This is a genomic window from uncultured Maricaulis sp., from assembly GCF_905480005.1.
Lineage (GTDB): Bacteria > Pseudomonadota > Alphaproteobacteria > Caulobacterales > Maricaulaceae > Maricaulis.
In genome coordinates, this window is record NZ_CAJQOO010000068.1 from 1 (window position 1) to 4835 (window position 4835).

Below are 4835 nucleotides of genomic sequence, written 5' to 3' on the forward strand. Positions count from 1 at the left end.
GAAACGATCGCCAACTCCGCCCTGTTCGGGGGTGTGCTGGTCCTGATCGTGCTCTTCCTCTTCCTGCGCCCGATCGTCGCCTTCTGGGTGACCATCGGCATCTTCGTTGCCTTTGGCGGCGCCTTCCTGCTGCTGCCCATGCTCGGCGTGACGCTGAACATGCTGTCCCTGTTTGCCTTCCTGCTGGTGATCGGGATCGTGGTCGATGACGCCATCGTGGTCGGGGAGAATATCCACGACCGGGTGGAACGCGGCGAACCGGGGCTGACCGCCTCGATCGTCGGCACGCAGATGGTGGCCAAGCCGGTCATCTTCGCCGTCATCACCACGATCATGATGTTCTCGCCCTGGATGCTGCTGACCGGGCCGGAAGTCCAGTTCACCCGCCAGATTTCGCTGGTCGTGATCGCGGCGCTGGCCTTCTCGCTGATCGAATCCCTGCTCATCCTGCCGGCCCACCTGTCGCACATGAAACCGCAGTCCAGCAAAGGCTTCTTCGGCCCGCTGATCGCGTTTCAGCGCGCCATTGCCGGTACGCTTCTCAGCTTTGCCCGCGGCGTTTATCGCCCGGTCGCCAAGGCATGTATCCGCAATCGTTATGCGACCTTCTTCGGCTTCCTGCTGGTCTTCGTCATCTCCATCTCCCTGATGATGACCAACCGCGTCGGGTCGGTCTTCATGCCGCAGATCGAAAACGAGACGATCCAGACGTCGATCACCCTCGCCGAGGGCACCCCCTGGGGTCGGACCGAGCAAGTGCGTCAGCAGCTCGATCGCGCCCAGGACGAAGCGCTCAGCTATTATCGCGAGCAATTCCCGGGTGAAGTCGACATGATCGAGAGCCGCTCGACCCTGGCAACGGATGGTCGTATCCGCGCCTGGATCACCCTGGCCGATCCGGAAGACCGTCCGGGCAATCTTCCGACCTCGGAAGTCGCTGCCCAGATCCGTGAATTCCTGGGCCCGATCCCGGATGCCGAGGAAATCCGCCTCGACTCGACCATCAATAATGGTGGCAATGGCATGCGCTTCGCCCTGTCCGGCCAGAATCTGGACGAATTGCGGGCCGCTGCTGATGACCTGAAGGAACAGCTGCGCAGCTATGACACCCTGTATGATGTCGTCGACAGCATGCAGACCTCGACAGAGGAGTTGCAGATTCGCCTGCGTCCGAACGCCCAGGCGCTCGGTCTGACCCTCTCTGATGTCACCAATCAGGTGCGTCAGTCCTTCTATGGCGTCGAAGCCCAGCGCCTGCCGCGTGATGGTCAGGATGTGCGGGTCATGATCCGCCTGGATGCGGCCTCGCGTCAGTCACTGGATACCTTCCGCGATATCCGCATCCGCACCACGGACGGACGGGAAGTTCCGCTGGCGGCCGTCGCCGAGGCTGATTTCGCTCCGGGCCTGAACCGGATCAATCGCCGCAATGGCATGCGCACCATCACGGTCAGCGCGGAACTGTCGGACCCGGCAGCCCGCGGCGACATCGATGCGGCGCTGAGCGAAGACTACTGGCAGGCATTCGAGGCTCGCTTCCCGCACGTTTCCCGGGACGAGATCGGCCAGGCCGAGGGTCAGCGCGAATTCATGGCGGAAGTCATGGTCCTGCTCGCCTTTGCCCTGATCTCGATGTACCTGCTGCTGGCGATCGCCTTCCGCTCCTACTTCCAGCCGATCGTGATCATGATCGCCATCCCGTTCTCACTGACCGGCGCCATTTTCGGACATTATCTGTTCGACATGCCGATTGCCCTCTTCTCCTATTTCGGGGTCGGAGCTGCGGCAGGCGTCGTCATCAATGACAACCTGGTGCTGATCGACTTCGTGAACCGGTTGCGGGCCAATGGTGTCGGGGCCTTCCAGGCCCTGGTTGATGCCGGCGTGCAGCGTTTCCGCCCGATCCTGCTGACCTCGGTCACCACCTTCCTCGGGATCTTCCCGATGATGGCCGAGCGTTCGACCCAGGCGGAATTCCTCAAGCCGATGGTCGTCGCCCTGGGCTTCGCCGTTATCTTCGCCCTCTTCCTGACGCTGATCATGGTTCCGGCCATGTATGCGATCGGGGTCGACATCGCCCGCTTCTTCCGGATGGTGTGGACAGGCAAGAAGCAGCCTGGTCTGGGTGAGCACTACGCCGACACCGACTTCGCCCATGGCGAGCAGGCTGGTCATCTCGACCACTCGCCTGCCGAATAATTGGCGTCCAAACGCCCCGCGTTGTATCTAGCGCGGGGCGTTTTTACGTCTTGGACCTAAAAACAAGGGGATCACAGAATGAAAAAGCTCTTGCTGAGCACCGCCGTCCTGGCGTTGACCGCGGCCTGCCAACCGGCAGAAGCACCGGATGAAACGACCCAGACCGAAACCGAAACCGCCGCGATGACCGGCAGTGCGGATATCGGCACCTGGGGTTTCGACCTCGAGGGCATGGATGCCGCAATTATCGCCGGCGATGACTTCTACCGCTATGCGAACGGTACCTGGCTCGACAATACGGTGATCCCGTCAGACCGCTCGAATTACGGCATGTTCACCGCGCTGGCGATCGAGGCCGAAGAACAGGTCCAGGACATCATTCTCGAGCTCGCCGCCCAGGATGCCGCCGATGGCACGATCGAGCAGAAGGTCGGCGATCTCTACGGCAGCTGGATGGACACATCGACCATCGACCAGCTCGGCCTCGCCCCGGCCCAGCCCTATCTCGACGAGATCGCAGCCGCCGAGACGCATGACGACATCAACGCGCTGTTCGCGACCATCTACCACCAGTCGCCCTATGGCGTCGGCATCATCCCCGATCCGGCCGACACCACGCGCTACACCGTCTTTGTCGGCCAGGCCGGTCTCGGCCTGCCTGATCGCGACTTCTACCTGGAAGAAGACAATGAGCGTTATCGCGACGCCTATCTGGCCTTCATCGAGCAGATCTTCGATCTGGCCGGCATGGAAGGCGGCGCCGAGAAGGCCCAGGCCATTTTCGACCTGGAAATGCGGATCGCCGAGACTCACTGGAGCCAGCAAGACAGCCGCGACATCCAGAAGATCTACAACCCAATGCCCATGGACCAGCTCGCCGCCCTGGCGCCGGAGCTGCGCTTTGATGCGGGCATGGAGCAGCTCGGTCTCGACGGCGTAGCGACCTATCTCGTCGCCCAGCCGAGCGCGATCGAAGCCGCCGGCCAGATTTTCGCGGAAACGCCGGTTGATGTTTGGCAGGACTATATGACCTTCCACTTCATCCGCACCAATGCCGGTGCCCTGCCGGAAGCTTTCGATGCCGCGAATTTCGCCATGTTCGGCACGACGCTGAACGGGATCGAGGAGCAGCGCCCGCGTGACCGTCGCGGCGTAAACCTCGTTGGTGGACAACTCGGTGAAGCCGTTGGCCAGGTCTATGTCGACCGTCACTTCCCGCCGGAATCCAAGACCGCCATGGAAGAGCTGGTGGCCAATCTGGTCACGGCCTTCGAGGGCCGCCTGGCCGCGCTTGAGTGGATGGATGACGACACCCGCGCCAATGCACTGCAGAAGCTGTCCACCTTCGAACCGCGCATCGGTTATCCGGATGAGTGGCAGGACTATTCCGCCCTCGAGGTTCGCTCGGACGATCTGTTCGGCAATATGACCCGCATCGCGGAGTTCCAGTGGGCTGAACAACTCGCCGACCTGGAAGGCCCGGTTGATCGTACCGCCTGGCCTTACCCGCCGCAGACGGTCAATGCGTCCTACAATCCGCTGATGAACCAGATCACCTTCCCGGCCGGCATCCTGCAGGCTCCCTTCTTTGATCCGCATGCCGATGCGGCGATCAATTACGGTGCCATCGGCGCGGTGATCGGTCACGAAATCGGTCACGGCTTTGACGATCAGGGCCGCCGCTTCGACTATGACGGCTCGATCCGCGACTGGTGGACCGAAGAGACCAATGAGCGTTTCGAATCCCGGGCCGACCGGCTTGGCGCCCAGTATTCCGGCTATTCGCCGGTCGAAGGGCGTTTCGTGAATGGTGAATTCACGATGGGTGAGAATATCGGTGATCTCGGTGGCCTGCAGATGGCCTTCACCGCCTACCAGCACCATCTCGATGCCTGCTGCGATGGCCAGGCGCCGGTCATTGACGGCTTCACCGGTGAGCAACGCTTCTTCCTGGCCTGGGCCCAGGTCTGGCGTCGCCTCTACCGCGAAGACAATCTGATCAACCGTCTGGCAACCGACCCGCACAGCCCGTCCCAATACCGGACCAATGGTGTCGTGCGGAATCTGGATGCCTGGTACGAGGCCTTCGGTGTGACCGAGGACAATGACCTCTACCTGCCGCCGGAGGAGCGTGTTTCCATCTGGTAGGATTCAGCGTCCGACTGATGAAGCGGCCCGGCAGCAATGTCGGGCCGTTTTCATTACAGGGCTGTAAGAGACACCCCCCGTGTATTGCGCCCCGGCCTCAGCGCACTAGTGTTTGCGCCAATGATTTTGCTCCTAGGGGAAACACGATGAAAAAGCTTCTGCTGACCAGCGCCTGCGTGGCTCTGATGGCGGCCTGCTCGCCGAGCGGCGAAACGCCGGAAACCGACACAACGACACCGAATGAATCCGCTGCCAGCGATGTGCAGACGTCCACGACCGAAGCCTCCGCAACCGTTGTCGGTGATCCGTCCGCCGGCGACCCGCGCCTCGGCACCTGGGGCATCGAGACCCAGCATGTCGATTCAACCGTTCATCCCGGTGACGACTTCAACCGTTATGTGAATGGTGGTTGGCTCGACTCGGTCGAGATGCCGCAGGGTTTCTCCCGCTTCGGATCCTTCACCGAGCTGTATCTCCTCTCGGAAGAG

At 61.8% G+C, this 4835-nt stretch carries 2 protein-coding genes and 1 pseudogene; all 3 read left to right on the forward strand.

Annotated features, from left to right (window positions below; all coding sequences use genetic code 11):
* The coding region (locus tag QZ266_RS07315) for an efflux RND transporter permease subunit (protein ID WP_295693322.1) at nucleotides 1–2199 on the forward strand (2199 nt) is incomplete at its 5' end.
* Nucleotides 2200–2277: 78 nt separating this feature from the next.
* Nucleotides 2278–4347, forward strand: a complete 2070-nt coding sequence (locus QZ266_RS07320; protein WP_295693324.1) for a M13 family metallopeptidase — start codon at nucleotides 2278–2280, stop codon at nucleotides 4345–4347.
* Between the two features lie 146 nt (nucleotides 4348–4493).
* A pseudogene (locus QZ266_RS07325) lies at nucleotides 4494–4835 on the forward strand (hypothetical protein); the annotation flags it as partial.